The organism is Ruegeria sp. H4, from assembly GCF_056533065.1.
This window is the reverse complement of the sequence record NZ_JBQFOC010000004.1, coordinates 98,275-115,423: the sequence shown is the minus strand read 5'-3', so window position 1 is coordinate 115,423 and position 17,149 is coordinate 98,275. Positions and strand designations below refer to the sequence as shown.

Here is a 17,149-nt window from a genome sequence, read left to right as displayed (position 1 = left end):
GGAGAAATTGATATGCGTGCTTTGAAAATCGCAGCCACAGGCATGACGGCGCAGCAGATGCGGGTAGAAACGATCTCGAACAACCTCGCCAACATGAACACCACCGGTTACAACGCCCGCCGCGCAGAATTTGCCGATTTGCACTATCAGCAGATGGCGCGTGCCGGCGCGGTCAATGCTTCGGACGGAACGGTTCTGCCGACTGGCATTCAGTTGGGTCTGGGCGTCCGACCTGCTGCCGTCACGGTGCAATTGGCACAAGGTGCGATTTCGGCCACAGGCAGCGATCTGGACGTCGCCATCGAAGGGCGCGGTTATCTGGAGGTGGCTTTGCCGAATGGGCAGTCCGCTTTCACGCGCGATGGCAGCCTGAAGCGATCCGCAGAAGGGTTGATTGTTACCTCGGACGGGTTTGCCGTGGCGCCTGAGATCACGATTCCTGATGACGCACGGTCGATCTCGATCAACGTATCTGGTGAAGTCTACGCCTATTTCGACGACACGCCCGAAGGGCAGCTGCTGGGCGAGTTTTCACTCGCCAGTTTCTCCAATGCCAAAGGTCTTGAGGCAATCGGAAGCAACCTGTTCAAGGAAACCGAAGCCTCGGGCGCACCAATCCAGGGTGTGCCTGGCGAGGATGGGCTTGGGACCTTGCGACAGGGTTATCTGGAAGACAGCTCGGTCGATGCTGTGCGTGAGGTCACTGAACTGATCGAAGCGCAACGCGGATATGAGATGAACGCCAAGGTCATCACCGCCGTCGATCAGATGATGAGCGCCACAACACAGGTGCGCTGATGAGGGGTCTTGGTCTGATCTTCCTGATCGCGGCGCCGATAACTGCACTTGCGGATATCGTGGTTCCGACCCGCACAATACGCGCGAAAGAGATCATCTCGGCCGCCGATCTGGAGTTGAAACACACTGACATGCCCGGCGCTGTAAGCGACCCTGCGGAGCTGATCGGGTTTGAAGCACGGGTCGCCCTGTATCCGGGCCGACCGGTGCGCGCAGCAGATGTCGGCCCACCGGCCATCGTGGATCGGAATGATCTGGTGGTCTTGGTCTTTAATCGGCAACCCCTGTCGATCAGCACTGAGGGGCGGGCCCTTGGGCGCGGCGCCGTGGGTGAGCGTATCCGGGTCATGAACCTGTCGTCCCGCACAACGGTCACTGGTCTGATCCGGCCCGATGGTCAAATCGAGGTGAAGTAATGTCTGGACTGTCTAAACCCCTTCTGCTGACGATTTTCGCGCTTTCGGCCTGTAGCCGTTTTGATCACTTGGGCAAACCGCCCAGCTTTACACCCAAAGACGACTCACCCGAGCAGGTGGCGATGCTGTGGCCTGGATTGCCTTTGCACACTCAAACCCAGCGCGCGGTGGATAGGTCGTCGCTCTGGAGTGGTGGTCAGCAATCCCTTCTGGGTGATCAAAGGGCGATCAAGAAAGGTGATATTCTGACGGTCGTCATTGAGCTGGACGAAGAGGCGGAATTCTCGAACAATACCAGCCGCTCGCGTTCGGGTTCGGAATCCCTTGAGGTTCCTAACCTGTTCGGCCTGCCTCAGCGCGCAGAAGACCACTTGCCCGAAGGGGTAACGTTGGAAGACGCGGTTGGGATTGAATCCGATTCCGCCAGTTCCGGCCGCGGATCGGTCCGGCGAAACGAGAAGCTGACCTTGCGGGTCGCCGCGACCGTGCTGGATGTGTTGCCAAACGGTGTTTTGTCGATATCGGGATCGCAGGAATTGCGCGTCAACTTTGAATTGCGAGAGCTTTTGGTGGCCGGCTATGTCCGCCCCCAAGATATCTCGCGCAAGAATGAGATCACCTATGACAAAATCGCGTCCGCGCGCGTGTCTTACGGTGGGCGTGGCCAGATCACCGATGTTCAACAACCGCGCCTGGGTCAGCAAGTGCTCGACTCGCTCTTGCCCTTCTGAGGATCGCAGATGATGAAGATCTTGCTTCCAGTCGTGTTTCTTGTCCTGGGTCTGGGCGCCGGAATTGGCGCCGGCGTGTTCTTGATGCCTGAAAAAGCACCCGAGGCGGTTTCCGAGGATAAAGAGGCTAAGGAAAAGCCAGATAAAGGCCACAAGGCAGACAAAAACGATAAGAAAGAAGCGTCGAAAAAACCGTCGAAGGATGGTGAACCGGGTGGTTTTGAGTATCTAAAGCTGCCCAAACAGTTTGTTGTTCCTGTGGTCAAGGATGATCAGATCACGGCGATGGTAACGATGTCTCTCAGCATTGAGGCTGATCCGGCCATCACAGAGACCTTCTATGCCATCGAACCCAAGCTGAGGGACAGGTTTTTGCAGGTGCTTTTTGATCACGCCAATACCGGTGGCTTTGACGGGATATTCACAGAGTCTGACAATCTGACCGTTTTGCGCAAAGCGCTGCTTGAGGTTGCGCGCAAGGATTTGGGGTCGGATGTTTCTCAGGTGTTGATCATGAGCGTGAACCGGCAAGATAGCTGAACTCGCTCCGGCCTGACCAGTCCCGGTCAGGCCTTCAAAGGTTCAAGCGCCTCTTGCCTTTTGCCTTTTGCTGCGCATCCCGCATGGTCTTGGATACAGATGCGATGGCCTGCTGGCGCCCAAAGGCAGTTCGAAGCTGTTCCATAGCGGCCAGTTTCTGAGCACGCACGCGTGCCAGCTCCATGTTTAACTGGCGACGCGTCGCAGATTCCCAGGCGTTCCAAAGGATATCCGTTCCCGATACACGGTAGCCTTCGGTCCCTGCGCTGTCTTGTCGTGCCAGTGTCACCTGATGATCCAACCGCACCAACTGCTTTTGCACCAGTGCTTCTGCTTCGATCACCGGGCGCAGCGCCTGATGTTGCTTCTGGTACATCGCATCGGTTGCCATTTGCAGGGCCGAGAGCTTTTTCAGGTTCATCTGATCTGACCTTTCGCCCGTTTACGCATTGCTTCGGCAAATCGGATCGCAGCCGCGACGGGGCGGTAGTGTTCCTCTGGAATTTCCTGGCCGATCACCACCGTCGCATGCAGGGCACGGGCTGTTGGTGGATCTGAATGTATGGGAACGTCTGCCTCACTGGCGGCGGATCTGATTGCAGTTGCAACCTCATCCACGCCTTTAGCCACGCAAACGGGCGCGGAACCCGGCGTGCGCGACCATTTGAGGGCTACGGCAAAATGGGTTGGATTGACGATTATGACATCCGCCGAGGGTACGTCAGACATCATCTGGTTGGTTGCGATATCCTGCGCGCGCTGGCGTCTCTGCTGTTTTACATGCGGATCGCCCTCCGCGTCTTTGGTTTCATCCTGTATCTCATTCCGGGACATACGGTTTTTGCGCATATGCTCGGCATATTGCCAGATGTAATCGATGACGCCGATGGCCAGCGCGATGGTGATCACGATGAATAGAAACCGAAACAGAAGGTTCATCATCAGCAGGATCGATGATTTCGCAGGCGCTGCACTGGTTGAAACGATCTCGGTCAAGTTCGCTTTCAGAAACAAAGCCAGGCAGGTGCCGTAGATCAGCAGTTTTGAAAAGCTTTTGGCAAACTCGAACAACCCGCCGCGTCCGAACTTGTTATTTGCATTCGACACGATTGAAATGCGCGACAACTTGGGTTTCAGCTTGGTCGGCGCAAAGATCAGTGCGCGCTGGGCAATCAGGCTTAGCAGGACAGCTGCCGCAGGGATCGCAAAAAGCAGGGATACCGGTATCAGGGCACCTCGCAACAATCCGGCAACCGGAGCGGTGGCTGGCCCGGTCGTCAACAGCTGAGCCAGCGTGTCCGATTGATCAATCATCACCATAAACAACGTGCCCAGATGCTGGGCCGTGTACTGGCCGGCGGCCAACAGCGCGATGATCAGACCTGTATAGCCTGCGACCACGGAGAGGTCGCTGGATTTTGCCACCTCACCTTTTTCACGCGCTTTCTGAAGCTTCTGCGGGGTGGGTTCGAATGACTTATCGCTGTCATCATCCGATGCGCTCATGGTGTACCCCCGGCTGGGTTGATCAGAAAACCGTTCAGGGCGTCAGACCAGACTGACAAGATCAGCGGCGCACCAGCAAAGAGCAGAAACAGGCCTGCGAATGTGATCGCAGGGGCACCGACAAAGGCGACCATAAGCTGCGGCATCGCGCGGTTGATGACACCCAGAGCAAGATTGTAGATCAGCGAGGCGATCACGAACGGGGCCGCCAATGCAAAGGCGAGTTTAAAACTGGACGAAATCTGAGCGACCCCCCATCGCGACAGGTCCGAAGGGGCGGGAAGGCTGCCCATCGGGAACATGGCGTAGCTTTGGATCAAGAACTGGGCAGCGCGGACATGCAGCCCCAGAATGACCGCCAGTGTCAGCCCGGCCAGCATCAGAAAGTACCCCATCGCTGGAAGCGGGTCGGCAGCCGCGCCACCCAGCAATTGCGACAGCGATGTGGATTGCGCGGCGATGGCTCCGGCGGTTTGCAGGGCCAGAACAAACAGGCGTAGCCCGATACCAAGGACCATTCCGACTAGAACCTCCGTCCCCACAAGGCGCACCATGGGCAGAAAGCCGGGTGCAAGGTCTGGTGGCTGAACGGCGGGTAAGATGATCAGTGTGAAGGCAATCGAAATGCCCAGCTTCACACGCACTGGAATGCTGCGTTCTCCGAAAGCGGGCAGCAGAGATACAAAGGCAGAAACCCGCAGAAAGACTGCAAACAAATGCCATAGATTTTGGCCGATCTGCCCTAATAGCTCTGGTGGTAAGGCGATCATGCGGGAATGGTTCCAACCAGGGATGGGCGTGCCTCCAGCCCGATCTCTTCGAACGATAACACCGGGTTTTCGATGCCCCGCGCCTGCATAATTGTGCGCAGTAACCGGCGGCGCCGGGTCGAGGTTACGACAGCCGGAAACAGCCCGCTATCTGCGGATTTTGCTACGCTGCTGACCACGCCATCGGCCAGTTTGTTGAACAGATTGGGGGGTAGCGCCACGTCTAGCGCGGCATTGGGTGCGTCGATCTGATAGCTGGCGAACGTATCCTCCCACTCTGGCGCAAGCTGGATCAGGGGGATCGATCCGTCTTCGCGCTTCATTTCGGCGACCAGCTGGAAGCCAAGCCGCTGGCGGACAATCTCGCAAATCCCTTCGGGTTGGGTGGTGGTCAGCCGTGCCTCGGCCACGCTTTCCAGGATCAGGGCCATGTTGCGGATCGAGACACGCTCGTCCAGCAAAAGGCGCAGCACCGCGTGCAACGTGTCTATTGGCACTTTGTCCGGGATCAGTTCATCCAGCAGTTTCTTGTTGGCCTCGGCCCGAACCGGATCGCTCAGCCGGGTCATTTCTGAGAGCAGGCGCCGCAGCGATTTCAGCGTCAACAGGCGCGAGAAGTTCTGTTTGATAATCTCCAGCAGATGGGTCGCTAGAATCTCGGGCGGTGAGACGATGGTGGCGCCACTGAGTGCGGCGTCCTCCTGATCTTTGGGCAGAATCCAACGCGCAGGCGCGCCGTAGACAGGCTCGGTCACGTCATTGCCGTCGGGCAACAGGTCAAACCCGTCCTGTACCAGCGCGAGAACCAGATCGGGGTTCAACACGCCACGGGCCTGTTCCACACCCTGCACTTTGATCACATAGGTACCCTTAGGCAACTCGGCGCGGTCGGTCAGGCGAATTTCGGGTAGGATCAAGCCAAAGGTTGAGGCGACATAGGTTCGCATGTTGGCGATCCGTGCATCCAACCCAGTGCCTTGGTTCAGCACCATGCTGACCAGATCGGGGGCAAATTCCAGATGGACATCGTCGAGGTCCAGAATATCCCCGATGGCCTGCGATACCGGTGCGTCAGCCTCGTCCGATTGGGGTTCTGGTGCAAGCGCCGCTGCTTTCTGGCCGCGGTGCACGTGATACGCCGCATAGCCCAGCACGCCCGCGCCCAAGATAAACGGCAAGAACGGCAGGCCCGGCACCAGGGCAAACAGAACCATCAGCACTGCCACGGTGGCGAGCGCTGCAGGATGCTTGCCCAGTTGCGAGAAAATGGCGTTGTCGGTGGCCCCTTGGGTGCCGCCGCGTGCCAGCAACAGGGCAGATGCGATTGAGATGATCACAGCCGGGATTTGCGAGACCAGACCGTCGCCCACGGTCAAAATGGCATAGGTCTCGAACGCCGACGTCACTGGCATTCCATGCACGATCACGCCCATCACCAGGCCCATGACAAGGTTGAGAAGCGTGATCAGAAGCCCGGCAACCGCATCCCCTTTGACGAATTTTGAGGCCCCATCAAGCGAGCCGAAGAAGGTGGTTTCCTGCTGCTCGCGCTCACGCCGTTCTTTGGCTTGCTGATGGTCGATGGCCCCGGCGGACATGTCGCTGTCGATAGCCAGCTGTTTGCCGGGCATCCCATCCAGCGCAAAGCGGGCCCCAACCTCGGCCATCCGGGCGGCACCTTTGGTGATGACCATGAAATTCACGATCAACAGGACGCCGAACACCACGAGGCCCAAGAAGATGCTGCCGCCCATGACGAAATTGGCAAACCCTTCGATCACGTCCCCAGCGGCGTTGGGTCCGGTATGGCCCTGACCGATGATCAACTTGGTTGAGGACACGTTCAACGAAAGTCGCAGCATCAATGAGGCCAGCAGGATCGTCGGGAAGGACGAAAAATCCAGTGGGCGTTCAATGAACAGGGTCAACGTAAAGATCAGAATGGCCAGCGCGAAAGACGCAGCCAGCCCCATATCCAGCACCCAAGCGGGCATGGGCAGGATCATCATCACGATGATGGTCATCAGCGCCAGCGCCAGCAAAACGGTGGACGAGAACAGGGATCGGGCGTCGATCTTGGGCAAGCTGAACTCCTAGTTGAAGGCGATGAAGGCTGTGGCGGATGTGCCGCTGGGAACCAGTGATCCCAGCATGCTCTGCCCGGATCGTGCGGGCTGAAGCGGGATCAGCGGGGCGGCAGTGCCGGTGAATGGATCACGTGACATCGCTGTAGTTCGTGATGCGGCTGCGGTATCCAGCTGGGCCAACACGGTCTGGAACCGGCCTTTATAGGCACGGGCCAGTTCAGGTGTGCGCGAATGATACGCCCCTGCAGCGGCAGACCAGGAGCCCAGCTCGGCATACAGCTCCTTCAGAAACCGTGCGGCATAACGGGCGTTTTCATCCGGGTTGAACATCGCGTCGATGGAGCGGAAAGCGGTGCCGTGCCAACGATAGTTGAGCTGGAAACACCCGACGTCAAAGCTGCGTTTGCCTGCTTTGAATACGCTAAACACATAAGATTTGGCTTCGATCTCGGTGTCGAACCAAACCCCTCGCCCCTCGACATTGATGGTCCAGGGCCAAGGGGTGTAGTGGCCGCCAAAGCTGCGACCGGTTTCAACCCGCGTGATCGCGCGCAGCACGTCCAACGGCACATCTTCAGTCACTGACGCCCTGAGTGCCGCCTGATCGCAGATATCGCCGGTGCGCGCATCGGGCAGGGCAAAACCCGCCTGTGCGGTCAGCACCTGCGAGAATAGAAGGGAAAACAAAAACAAGCGCGTTGGCATTCTGCCGGTCCGGGATTCTGATCTGTCCCGGCCAAGCTAGCCAAGCATTGGTTTACAGCCGGTTATCGAGCGCTCATTTCCGGTCGATGCGCCGACCGAACACCACGCTGGTATTGGTGCGCAATACGCCGGGGATTTTGGCCAGATCATCAACCAGAATATCTAGATCTTCGATCCGGGGGGCCTCGGCAGAGAGCAGCAAGTCAAACTCGCCATTGATGGATAGGCAGCGCTTGACCTCAGGATAGGTTTCCAGCCGTTTGATGATACGGGTGGTTTCCTTTTGCTGCACCTCAAGCAGTACAATCACCTGCACCCGAGGCGCGTCATCGGCAGTGTTCAGAACAACGGAATAGCCCGCAATCACGCCGCGTTCTTCCATGCGTTTAATCCGCTCGTGCACTGTGGTGCGGGCTAAGCCCAGCTTTGCTGCGATGGTCGTGGTTGTGTCACGGGCGTTGTGTTGAAGGGCCGCGATGATGCGGCGGTCAATCTGATCCATGAGATCTCCGGCATGGGGTCACACTGGTGTAAAGCAGGTTGGCACGGTGGCTCAAGGCTTCTGCGTCGCCTGGGGACGTTCGGAGCGTGGCCAGATCGACAGGGCGATGACCAGGCCAAGACTGGCAGCGCTGGCCATGCCAGCCAGAGCGATTGTTGCCCCAAACCGAGTCATCAGCCAACCAGCTAGCGGGTACAGAACCAGCCAACAGGCGTGCGATAGCGTGAATTGGGCGGCGAAGGTGGCGGGGCGATCCTCGAGACTGGCCGATCGGGTCAGCAAGCGGCCTGAGGGCGTCATGGACATGGAATACCCTAACCCGGCCAGCGCCCAAAGCCCGGTCAGCATGGGCAGCGTCACGATTGTGGAGCTTGATACAAAAGCTGCAAGCACCATCGTGGTCGTGCCAATTGTGGCGCCAGTCAACATGACCCGTCGATCCGGCACCCGATCCAACAAGGGCGGTAACAGAAACGCTGCGATCATCGATCCTCCGCCGAATCCTGCTAGCGCAATGGCCACGGCACTTTCCGACAGGCCCAGATCGGATCGCACCAGGACCACCGTATTCACGATGACCATCGAACTGATCGCCGCAGCGCACCAACTGAGCGCCAGCAGACCGCGCAGGCGGGGTGTCGCCAGATAGAGGCGGATACCGCGTGAGGTCCGATCATAAATGCCTTTGTGCCCCGATGGTTTGGGTGATGGCAGGATGACCGAGACCACCAGAAGGGCCGAGGCGATAAAGCCAAGGCTTGTGCCCAGAAACAGAGTGTTGAAGCTGACAAACAGCAGCAATAGCGCTGCCAAAATCGGGCTCAGCAGGCTTTCAAGGTCATAAGCCAAGCGCGACAGAGACAGAGCGCGGGTATAGTCGTGCTCATCCGTCAGGACATCGGGGATCGTTGCCTGAAAGGCCGGGGTGAATCCTGCCGAGGCCGATTGCAGCACAAAGATCAGGACAAAGACCTGCCAGATATCCGTGACAAAGGGCAGGCAGAGGGCAACAGCTGCGCGAACAAGGTCGAGAACCACCAGCAGTTTGCGCCGATCAAGCTGTTCGGCAAAGGCTGCCGCAAGCGGGGCGATGGTCACATAAGCGATCATCTTGATGGTCAGCGCCGTGCCCAGCACAAGCCCCGCGGCCTCGCCCGCCAGATCATAGGCCAGAAGGCCAAGCGCTATTGTTGCCAACCCCGTTCCCGTCAGGGCAACGACCTGCGCCGCCAGCAGATGGCGATAGGTCCGGTTGTGCAGGACGCCGAGCATAGGTCAGACATGCTCCGTAAGGAATGCGAGCGTCAATGGCCACTATCGTGTTCGGACAGGATACGACCACCGGGGATATTGGCTATTATGTGCCACTATCCAACAATTTAGGCGGATAACAAGACGCTTTGACCTTACAAGCCGGACGGCGTTGAGTTTGACGACCAAACCGCCTATCTCGGGGTGCGAGACCGCACAAAGGACAAATCCGTGGCGAACCATCTGTACAACAACGACCTGCCAGACGGGCTGGACCTGGGGCCTGTCGTGGCCATCGACTGTGAAACCATGGGGTTGAACCCACATCGGGATCGCCTGTGTGTGATCCAGATGTCTGGAGGCGACGGCAACAGCCATATCATTCAAGTTGAAAAGGGGCAGACCGAGGCCCCGAACCTGTGCGCTATGCTGGAAAATCCCAATGTGTTGAAACTGTTCCACTTTGGCCGGTTCGATATCGCGGCGATGTATCATGCGTTTGGGGCGCTGGCGGCTCCGGTCTACTGCACCAAAATCGCCAGCCGTCTGGTGCGCACCTATACCGACCGTCATGGGCTCAAGAACCTCTGTCAGGAGCTGATCGGCGTAGACATCTCGAAACAACAGCAGATGAGCGATTGGGGCGCGGAAACCCTAACAGAGGCGCAGTTGGACTATGCCGCGTCAGACGTACTGTATCTGCATCAACTGCGCGATGCGTTGGACGGGCGTTTAGCCCGTGAAGGTCGGACCGAGATGGCGCAGGCCTGTTTTGATTTCCTTCCGATGCGTGCGAAACTTGACCTCGCAGGCTGGCCCGAAACGGATATTTTTGCGCACTCATGACCGATACCGAAGCATTCCTGAAGACAGCCCGCCAGGTTGTCACCGACGAGGCCCGCGCGCTGGATGTGCTGGCCGACAGTCTGGACGCGCATTTTGCCGAAGCGATCCAGATGATCCTAAAGGCCACAGGCCGTCTGATTGTCAGCGGGATCGGTAAATCCGGACATATCGGTCACAAAATCGCAGCAACTCTGGCCAGCACGGGCACGCCTGCCTATTTCGTGCATCCAGCTGAGGCGAGCCATGGCGATCTGGGCATGGTGTCGAAAGGCGATGTGGTTCTGGCGATCTCCAACTCTGGCGAAGCGCCGGAATTGGCCAACCTGTTGGCCTTTACCCGTCGGTTTGGCATTCCACTGATTGGTCTGTCCAGCAAGCCTGAGAGCTCATTGATGAAACAGGCGGATGTGCATTTGCTGATCCCGTCAATGGGTGAGGCCTGCGGGTTCGGTATGGTGCCTTCGATCTCGACGACATTGACCCTGGCCATGGGCGATGCGCTGGCGATTGCGTTGATGAAGTACCGGGATTTCAAGCCCGAGAACTTTCGCGACTTTCATCCCGGCGGCAAGCTGGGCGCGCAGCTGAGCAAGGTTCGGGACCTAATGCATACGGATATGCCGGTTGTGACCTCAGATACTCCGATGAGTGATGCCCTGCTTGTCATGAGCCAAAAAAGCTTTGGTGTTGTGGGGGTCACTGACGAGGCTGGCCGCCTGTTGGGCATCGTCACGGATGGTGACTTGCGTCGGAACATGGACGGTTTGCTGGAGAAATCCACCCGAGAGGTGATGACCCGCGACCCGATGACGATCGCGCCCAATGCCTTGGCTGAAGAAGCGGTGGCCATCATGAATGACCGCAAAATCACCTCACTTTTCGTGGTTGATCCTGACGCAGATGGGCAGGCGCAGGGGCTGCTGCATATTCACGACTGTCTGCGCGTCGGTCTGGGTTAAGGAGAGGCTGAGGTGGACCGCTATTCCCGCATGGTACAGTTCCTGAAGGTTCTGTTGCCGCTTGCGGCGATTTTGATGCTGTCCACCGTATTCCTTCTGTCGCGCAGCATCGAAACCAATGTCTCGGGTCCGTTTACGCAGCAGGACATCGATGCGCGTCTGGCCGAACAAGTGGTCACGCAACCAGATTATCGCGGTACTACCCGCAAGGGCGAAGACGTGCAGATCGGCGCTACAAAGGCAACGCAAGGCACCGAAGGATCGATGCCGACAGCCTCAGAGTTTCGTGGCCGGTTTGGGTTGTTAAGCGGCGGCGCAATCACGCTGGATTCGAATTCAGGAATGATCCGCCCCGACAAAGGCACAGCGACCTTTGTGGGGGATGTGGTGATCAGGACGGCAGATGGGATCGAAGTCACCACCGATTTGCTAAACACCGCATTGGATGAAATCCGGGGCGATACGCCTGGCCACGTGAACGGAACCGGCCCCATCGGTGATTTTTCGGCGGGCCGCATGACCTTCGGGGCAGAAAAAAAGGACGGCCCGGTCCATATTCTTTTTACAGACGGCGTGAAGCTGGTGTATGAGCCTCAGAAAGCAGAAAGATAACCTGTGTTTGATTTTCGTTTCGCCCTTTTGAGTTTTGCGCTTGTAACAGGTGCTGTTTCTGCAACTGCGCAGCAGGCACAGGTGGCTTTTGGCGCCACGCGCGCGGACCCGACCCTGCCCGTCGAGGTGACCTCGGAAACTCTGAATGTGAACCAACAGGACGGCTCGGCCGAGTTTGTCGGCAATGTGGTTGTCGTGCAGGGTGAAATGCGGCTGACGGCCGAGCGTGTTCTGGTGATCTACAACCAGGAACGATCCGCCATTGATCGTCTGGAAGCGACCGAGAACGTGGTTCTTGTCAGCCCACCCGACGCTGCCGAAGGCGATTGGGCCGAATACACCATCGACAGCGGTGTGATCGTAATGCGGGGCAATGTGCTGCTGACCCAGGGCCCCAGCGTGATCAGCGGCGATCAGATGAATGCAAACCTGACCACAGGCACCGCAACCATGACCGGCCGGGTCAAAACGATCCTGCAGCAGGGGAACAACTGATGGCGCGTCCCCAACTGTCGGTCGCCGAAGGCAATTCCGGGCTTCGGATTGAAAAGCTGCGTAAATCCTACCGGAAAAAAACCGTTATCCGCGATGTGTCGATGACGCTTGACCGGTCCGAAGTTGTCGCGTTGTTGGGCCCAAATGGGTCAGGCAAAACCACGACATTCTATTCTGTGGCCGGGCTGGTCTTTCCTGAAGCAGGCACAGTGACGATAGACGGCCAGAATGTCACCACCTTGCCGATGTACCGTCGCGCCCGGATGGGGATCGGATATCTGCCGCAAGAGATGTCGATTTTCCGCGGCATGAGTGTCGAGGACAACATCGCCTCTGTTCTCGATATCACCGTCAACCATGCGCACCGGCGCAAAGAGCGACTGGAAGAACTGCTGTCAGATTTTTCCATCGAACATCTGCGCCGCGCACCCGCGTTGGCTCTGTCCGGCGGCGAGCGGCGCCGGGTTGAGATTGCGCGCTGTCTGGCGGCTGACCCGAAATATCTGCTGTTGGACGAGCCCTTTGCAGGTGTGGACCCGATCAGTGTGGGCGATATTCGCCATCTTGTAGCCGACCTGAAAAAACGCGGCATTGGGGTTTTGATCACCGATCACAACGTCCGTGAAACACTGGAAATCGTTGATCGCGCCTATATCCTGCATGACGGTCAGGTTCTGATGTCGGGCACGCCGGGCGAAGTGGTTGAAAACGAAAACGTGCGCCGCGTCTATCTTGGTGAAAATTTCCGTATTTCATAGGGTTGCGCGGAATTGCGCCGGGCGAATGGCGGAAATCGCGTATATACGCTCTTGTTTTGATTGACTCTTCCGCCGCCTCTTGGCTCAATTGGGTCATGGCATTTATTCGGTTCCAGACTGGATCTCGATGTCCCTTCCCAGAAGGGTCGGGTCAACAGCAACCGATCAGAATGTCGACACCCCCCACCCGATAAAAACAAGTGCGTTGCGTGACGCAACGTCAGAATGGGTGTGAATTGTGAAGGAGATCACATGCGTTACCAAATCAGCGGAAAACAGATCGACATCGGAGCGGCCCTGCAAAACCACGTGCAGACCGAGCTGGGCGAGGTCGTTGGCAAATATGCCCAACGTCCAACTGACGCCAACGTCGTCTTTTCCCGTTCAGCGCATGAATATGTTTGCGAAACCACTGTCCATTTGTCGACGGGCCTGACGGCGCAGGCCAAAGCCCATGCAACCGAGATTTACGCAGCGTTCGAGGGGTGCTGCGACAAGATGGAAACACAATTGCGCCGCTATAAGCGCCGTCTGAAAGACCATCACAAAGATCGGTCCGAGCCGGTTGAACTCTTTGGAGCGTCCTCTTATATCCTCGCCTCTGACGAATCGGACACGGCTGATGAACCCGAATCGCTGCAGCCCATGATTGTGGCTGAGATGGAAACAAAGATCCCATCGCTCAGCGTCGGTGAGGCCGTTATGCAAATGGAACTTGCTGGCGCCCCGGTGCTGGTGTTCAGGAATGAAAACAAGGATGGGTTGAATGTCGTGTATCGTCGGGATGACGGTAACATCGGCTGGATCGATCCTTAACAGGCAAGATTGAAAAGGCGGTGCCCCGCATTTGCCGGGCCCGCTACGGAGCATGATCATGGAGCTTTCGAGCATTCTGAAGCCCGAAGCAGTACGTGTTTTGTCAGCAGCTTCCAGCAAGAAGCGGCTGTTTCAGGAAATCGGTGAGGTCGCCTCGGCAACGCTGGGTCTTGAGGCCCAGTCCATCGTTGATTGCCTGCTGGAGCGTGAAAGCCTTGGCCCAACAGGTGTTGGTCATGGCGTGGCTTTGCCGCATGCGCGTCTGCCCGAGATAGCTGGCGTATCCGGCGTATTTGTGATGCTGGAAAAACCGATCGATTTTGGATCGGTAGATCGTCAGCCGGTGGACATTGCCTTTTCCTTGTTCGCCCCCGAAGAGGCGGGCGCAGATCATCTGAAGGCGTTGGCCCTTGTGTCGCGTACGCTGCGTGACAGTTCGGTCTGTGCAAAGCTGCGCGCCAACCCTGACCCGGTCAAGCTTTATGCTATTTTGACCGAAGCACAGTCGATGCAAGCTGCTTAAACACCTGATGAAAATATTAAGCCCCCGAAATTCGGGGGCTTTTCTTGTTTATGGTATTCGCGGATCAGCCGCCGGTACCCATTTCCAGCGTCCACCAGATTTTCCCGCCATTTTCCTGATGCCAGGCAAAACCCATTTGGGTCGCTTTGGGGTCCATGATCACCGCGCGTGGGCCGGATTCCTGCATCCAGGCAGCAAGGGTTTCGGTTTCGGTTTCGTAGGTTTCCGAGATCGCTTCGCCCAGGAACGTCCCGAAATATCCAACCCGAGCGGCGCGGTCGATGGGTGATGAGCCATCCGACCCAAAGTGCCAAGGGCGATTCTGCCGAGCCATATCCTTAGAGTGGGTCGCCGCAGCCGCATTCAGCTGTGCGTTCAGCTGAACGGCCTGTAACCCTTGAGCCTGGCGCAGCGCGTTGACCGAATCCAGCATCCGGAATTGCAGCTTTTCGGGGTTGCCGCGAATTTTATACACCGTGGGCAAGGGGCGGCCATCGGCACCCAGAGTTGTGGACTGTGGGGTGGTACATGCCGCCAGCGCGACAAAGCAAAGCAAGAGTAAAGAAACGATACGCGTCATGATCGACCTGATGTTTGTGTCGTTAACGGGCATACCGCGCCAGACGGTGCGGGGCAAACGCCCAATGTCACAAGGCCGCATGATTCTGCCGGTTTGATTTGCGACTGAAGCATTCTGGCAATAGAATGCTCAAGATTTCAGAACTCGCCCTCGCAAAGGACCGCACTCATGGTCAAGAAACGCATTTCCTCTCAGACCCGCCGGGGTTTCCTGTCTGGCGCGGCTGCCATGGTAGCAAGCCCGGCGCTGGCGCAATACATCCCTGGCGATCCGTTGCGCCCCGCGCCCGAGCCCGAAGCCGCGGTTCGCCGCAATGTCTCGGGATTCCGGGCGCTGGACTGGCAGCCTTACTTCTCGAACACCAGAAACGGGGCCATTCTGGTCGATACTGTGTCGCGAGCGCTGCATTATTGGTCAGATGACCAAACTGTGTACAAACTCTACCCGTCATCGGTGCCTTTGACCGAAGAAATGACCCGCCGTGGCCGTACCAGCGTCATTCGCAAGGTCGAGGGTCCAAGCTGGGCACCGACCCCTTCGATGAAGAAGCGGAATCCTGAATGGCCTGACTATATCCCGCCCGGACCAGATAACCCATTGGGAACACATGCTTTATATCTGGGGTGGAAGTACTATCGCATCCACGGAACGCATGACACGCGCAAAATTGGCCGGAAATCGTCGAACGGCTGCATCGGTCTGTTCAACGAAGACATTGCCGAACTGTTTTCGATGGCCAAGGTCGGCACGCAAGTGTTGCTAATTTGACGACATTTTCGCGCAGCTGGTGGCTTAGCGTTCAAGTTGCAATTGCATTCCAACCGCTTTGCTGATTAGAAAAAAACCACGAGGTAAGTCTTAGATGCGCGTTCCAAAGAATTGGAATCGCGCAAATTCTGGAGGTTAATATGAAAAAACTCGTTCTCGCCGCTGCTCTGACTGCTGCTGCTTCGACCGCATATGCGGGCAACCTGGAAGAGCCGGTTGTTGAAGCACCTGTTGTTGTTGAAGAAACTCAGGGTTCTTCGCAGGGCATCCTGCTGCCGCTGATCCTGCTGGTCGTTGTGGCCGCAGCTGTTGCAGCTGGCTAAGCTTACGAGCTTTATCCAGAGAAAAGGCGGTGGATCGCTCCACCGCCTTTTTTCATGCCTGAAAGGTGGGGCTGCTTAGTCCAGCCAACCGCTCAGATTGTCTTCGATAATCTTGCCCAGCGCTGAAATGTGCGAATCGTCATCATTGAGGCAGGGAATGTAGGTGAAGCTTTCACCGCCCGCCTCTTCGAAGCTTTCCTTGATCTCTTCGTTGATCTCTTCCAGCGTTTCGATGCAATCGGCGGAAAAGGCCGGGGCGATCACGGCGATGTTCTTTTTGCCCTGACGCGCCAGATCGGCCACGTGATCCACTGTATAGGGCTTCAACCATTCCTCGGGCCCGAAACGGGACTGGAAAGTGGACACAATCTGATCATCCGACCAGCCAAGGCGTTCTTTCAGCAGCCTGGATGTCTTGACGCACTGGCAGTGATAAGGATCGCCCTGTTGCAGATAGCGCTCGGGCATCCCGTGATAGGAACAGACAAGTGTATCCGGCTTGGCGTCCATGGCGGCATAGGCTTGCTCGACCGATTGCGCCAGCGCCTCGATATAGGCGGGTTCGTCGTAATAGGCGGGAACGGTTCGGCTGGCCGGTTGCCAGGCCTCCTCCATCAGCGCGCGAAAGAACTGATCATTGGCAGTGGCTGTCGTTGCCCCGGCATAATGCGGATAAAGCGGAAAAAACAGGATGCGATCGCAGCCCTCTGCCACCATCTGGCGTACCTTGGATTTGGTCGACGGGTTGCCATAGCGCATGCAGAAATCGACCATCACCTGATCCCCATAGCGTGTCTGCATCGCATCGCGCAGCTTGGCGGTTTGATCCTTGGTGATCGTCATCAACGGGCTTTCGCCTTTGTCGTGGTTCCAGATCGACTTATACGCCTCGCCCGAACTGAAAGGGCGTTTGGTCAGGATGATGCCCTGCAAGATCGGTTGCCACTTCCATTTGGGATAGTCGATTACACGTTGATCCGACAGAAACTCGTTCAGATAGCGTCGCATTGGCCAGTAGCTGTAGTCATCCGGCGTACCCAGGTTGGCGAGCAAGATACCCACGCGCCCCATTTTGACTTTGGGGTGATCGGCTGGAGCATGCGCAGGGCGAATTGCATCGAACATTTGGGTCTTCCTGAGTTTTTGCATTCTGGCCTGAGATA

Annotated in this window: 22 protein-coding genes; 13 read left to right on the top strand and 9 right to left on the bottom strand. The window is 57.4% G+C overall.

Annotated features, from left to right (window positions below; translation table 11 throughout):
- Positions 1–12: 12 nt before the first annotated feature.
- From flgG to ACR0KG_RS18705, 4 genes are read left to right on the top strand one after another with little or no spacing between them, the layout of a single operon-like run.
- Positions 13–798, top strand: coding sequence for a flagellar basal-body rod protein FlgG (flgG, locus tag ACR0KG_RS18720; protein ID WP_480545201.1), 786 nt, complete (start codon positions 13–15; stop codon positions 796–798).
- Positions 798–1,214 (top strand): flagellar basal body P-ring formation chaperone FlgA, encoded by a 417-nt coding sequence (flgA, locus tag ACR0KG_RS18715; protein ID WP_480545200.1) that lies wholly within the window; start codon positions 798–800, stop codon positions 1,212–1,214. The genes flgG and flgA overlap by 1 nt, the downstream gene beginning before the upstream one ends.
- A complete protein-coding gene (flgH, locus tag ACR0KG_RS18710) occupies positions 1,214–1,945 on the top strand; it encodes a flagellar basal body L-ring protein FlgH (protein WP_480545199.1) in 732 nt (243 codons plus the stop codon). Before flgA ends, flgH begins: the two co-directional genes overlap by 1 nt.
- A gap of 9 nt (positions 1,946–1,954) precedes the next feature.
- The gene (locus ACR0KG_RS18705; RefSeq protein ID WP_480551475.1) at positions 1,955–2,485 is read left to right on the top strand and encodes a flagellar basal body-associated FliL family protein; all 531 of its coding nucleotides are present in this window, start codon (positions 1,955–1,957) and stop codon (positions 2,483–2,485) included.
- A 34-nt stretch (positions 2,486–2,519) separates the two neighbouring features.
- Here ACR0KG_RS18705 and ACR0KG_RS18700 read toward each other — a convergent pair whose 3' ends face one another.
- The 7 genes from ACR0KG_RS18700 to ACR0KG_RS18670 all read right to left on the bottom strand — a co-directional run bounded on the left by ACR0KG_RS18700 (position 2,520) and on the right by ACR0KG_RS18670 (position 9,327).
- Positions 2,520–2,906, bottom strand: coding sequence for a hypothetical protein (locus ACR0KG_RS18700; protein WP_480551476.1), 387 nt, complete (start codon positions 2,904–2,906; stop codon positions 2,520–2,522).
- Complete coding sequence (gene flhB / locus ACR0KG_RS18695; protein WP_480828120.1) at positions 2,903–3,991, bottom strand: flagellar type III secretion system protein FlhB; 1,089 nt, start codon at positions 3,989–3,991, stop codon at positions 2,903–2,905. The genes ACR0KG_RS18700 and flhB overlap by 4 nt, the downstream gene beginning before the upstream one ends.
- On the bottom strand, positions 3,988–4,761 hold the full coding sequence (locus ACR0KG_RS18690) for a flagellar biosynthetic protein FliR (RefSeq protein ID WP_480551479.1): 774 nt from the start codon (positions 4,759–4,761) through the stop codon (positions 3,988–3,990). Before ACR0KG_RS18690 ends, flhB begins: the two co-directional genes overlap by 4 nt.
- Positions 4,758–6,785 carry a flagellar biosynthesis protein FlhA gene (flhA, locus tag ACR0KG_RS18685; protein WP_480828154.1) on the bottom strand — a complete coding sequence of 676 codons (2,028 nt, stop codon included), beginning with the start codon at positions 6,783–6,785 and terminating at the stop codon, positions 4,758–4,760. The genes ACR0KG_RS18690 and flhA overlap by 4 nt, the downstream gene beginning before the upstream one ends.
- 69 nt (positions 6,786–6,854) lie before the next feature.
- Positions 6,855–7,553, bottom strand: a complete 699-nt coding sequence (locus ACR0KG_RS18680; protein ID WP_480828119.1) for a transglycosylase SLT domain-containing protein — start codon at positions 7,551–7,553, stop codon at positions 6,855–6,857.
- 73 nt (positions 7,554–7,626) lie between these two features.
- A complete protein-coding gene (locus ACR0KG_RS18675; protein ID WP_480545193.1) occupies positions 7,627–8,055 on the bottom strand; it encodes an Lrp/AsnC family transcriptional regulator in 429 nt (142 codons plus the stop codon).
- Between the two features lie 51 nt (positions 8,056–8,106).
- Positions 8,107–9,327, bottom strand: a complete 1,221-nt coding sequence (locus tag ACR0KG_RS18670; protein WP_480828118.1) for an MFS transporter — start codon at positions 9,325–9,327, stop codon at positions 8,107–8,109.
- Positions 9,328–9,537: 210 nt separating this feature from the next.
- Here ACR0KG_RS18670 and ACR0KG_RS18665 point away from each other — a divergent pair, with 210 nt between their 5' ends.
- The 7 genes from ACR0KG_RS18665 to ACR0KG_RS18635 all read left to right on the top strand — a co-directional run bounded on the left by ACR0KG_RS18665 (position 9,538) and on the right by ACR0KG_RS18635 (position 14,315).
- Entirely contained in the window at positions 9,538–10,152 is a 615-nt protein-coding gene (locus ACR0KG_RS18665; RefSeq protein ID WP_480545191.1) for a ribonuclease D, read from the top strand.
- Entirely contained in the window at positions 10,149–11,111 is a 963-nt protein-coding gene (locus ACR0KG_RS18660; RefSeq protein WP_480545190.1) for a KpsF/GutQ family sugar-phosphate isomerase, read from the top strand. Before ACR0KG_RS18665 ends, ACR0KG_RS18660 begins: the two co-directional genes overlap by 4 nt.
- 12 nt (positions 11,112–11,123) lie before the next feature.
- Positions 11,124–11,723: a hypothetical protein gene (locus tag ACR0KG_RS18655; protein ID WP_353012633.1), complete on the top strand. Its 600-nt coding sequence runs from the start codon at positions 11,124–11,126 to the stop codon at positions 11,721–11,723.
- Positions 11,724–11,726: 3 nt separating this feature from the next.
- A complete protein-coding gene (locus tag ACR0KG_RS18650) occupies positions 11,727–12,218 on the top strand; it encodes an LptA/OstA family protein (RefSeq protein WP_480551489.1) in 492 nt (163 codons plus the stop codon).
- The gene (lptB, locus tag ACR0KG_RS18645) at positions 12,218–12,976 is read left to right on the top strand and encodes an LPS export ABC transporter ATP-binding protein (protein ID WP_170537150.1); all 759 of its coding nucleotides are present in this window, start codon (positions 12,218–12,220) and stop codon (positions 12,974–12,976) included. Before ACR0KG_RS18650 ends, lptB begins: the two co-directional genes overlap by 1 nt.
- Positions 12,977–13,228: 252 nt before the next feature.
- Positions 13,229–13,792 carry a ribosome hibernation-promoting factor, HPF/YfiA family gene (gene hpf, locus ACR0KG_RS18640; RefSeq protein ID WP_170537148.1) on the top strand — a complete coding sequence of 188 codons (564 nt, stop codon included), beginning with the start codon at positions 13,229–13,231 and terminating at the stop codon, positions 13,790–13,792.
- A 58-nt stretch (positions 13,793–13,850) separates the two neighbouring features.
- Positions 13,851–14,315 (top strand): PTS sugar transporter subunit IIA, encoded by a 465-nt coding sequence (locus ACR0KG_RS18635; protein ID WP_170537146.1) that lies wholly within the window; start codon positions 13,851–13,853, stop codon positions 14,313–14,315.
- Between the two features lie 64 nt (positions 14,316–14,379).
- Here ACR0KG_RS18635 and dalA read toward each other — a convergent pair whose 3' ends face one another.
- A complete protein-coding gene (gene dalA, locus ACR0KG_RS18630; RefSeq protein ID WP_353012623.1) occupies positions 14,380–14,895 on the bottom strand; it encodes a divisome-associated lipoprotein DalA in 516 nt (171 codons plus the stop codon).
- A gap of 168 nt (positions 14,896–15,063) precedes the next feature.
- Here dalA and ACR0KG_RS18625 point away from each other — a divergent pair, with 168 nt between their 5' ends.
- Both ACR0KG_RS18625 and ACR0KG_RS18620 read left to right on the top strand, forming a co-directional pair.
- Positions 15,064–15,663: a L,D-transpeptidase gene (locus ACR0KG_RS18625; RefSeq protein WP_480545186.1), complete on the top strand. Its 600-nt coding sequence runs from the start codon at positions 15,064–15,066 to the stop codon at positions 15,661–15,663.
- Between the two features lie 140 nt (positions 15,664–15,803).
- On the top strand, positions 15,804–15,986 hold the full coding sequence (locus ACR0KG_RS18620) for a hypothetical protein (RefSeq protein ID WP_170455786.1): 183 nt from the start codon (positions 15,804–15,806) through the stop codon (positions 15,984–15,986).
- A 75-nt stretch (positions 15,987–16,061) separates the two neighbouring features.
- On the opposite strand, the gene hemH is transcribed toward ACR0KG_RS18620, so the two are convergent.
- The gene (gene hemH / locus ACR0KG_RS18615; RefSeq protein ID WP_480545185.1) at positions 16,062–17,111 is read right to left on the bottom strand and encodes a ferrochelatase; all 1,050 of its coding nucleotides are present in this window, start codon (positions 17,109–17,111) and stop codon (positions 16,062–16,064) included.
- Between the last annotated feature and the right edge of the window lie 38 nt (positions 17,112–17,149).